The 472-nt window shown below is 52.5% G+C and carries 1 protein-coding gene; it reads right to left on the bottom strand.

Going from position 1 to position 472, the window contains the following annotated elements; all coding sequences use genetic code 11:
* Positions 1 to 472 (bottom strand): mechanosensitive ion channel domain-containing protein (locus tag ACTHUR_RS19910; RefSeq protein WP_440400525.1); only part of this gene is annotated, 472 nt, incomplete at both ends.

The following is a 472-nucleotide window of genomic DNA, read 5'->3' as shown; positions in this document are numbered from 1 at the left end:
GGTTACGCGCGGCTGGGCGGCGGGTGTGATAAATAATTTCTCCGCCTGAACATTATCCAAATGCTGCTGGATGGCAGGCACATAAGGTCGGCACAAAGGCTCGAGTACGGCTTTCAGACGACCTACAATCTCATCTGAATCCAAATGAATCGGTACGGGAATCTCTACCGTATGAATCACATAATCGCCCAAGATATTGTCGCGGCGGACGGAATGGTTCAAAAGCAGGCTGTTGGGAAACGACAGCGTTTTGCCCGAAAGCTGACCGACCAGCGGGTTCGGGCCGATCTGCATCATCAACGTATTCAAAAGATTAATATCGACCACGCGCCCGCGCAGGCCGTTGACCTCGATATAGTCGCCGACCGAATATTGTTTCGTTACCGAGCGCAAGATGCTGCCCGACAAACACATAATCAGTTCCTTCGTCGCTACTACAATAGCCGCCGCTACGGCAAACATCGACAGCGCC

The sequence above is a fragment of the Neisseria sp. P0021.S007 genome, from assembly GCF_051956855.1.
The sequence above is the reverse complement of the archived record's forward strand: the minus strand, read 5'-3'. Positions and strand labels throughout refer to the sequence as shown.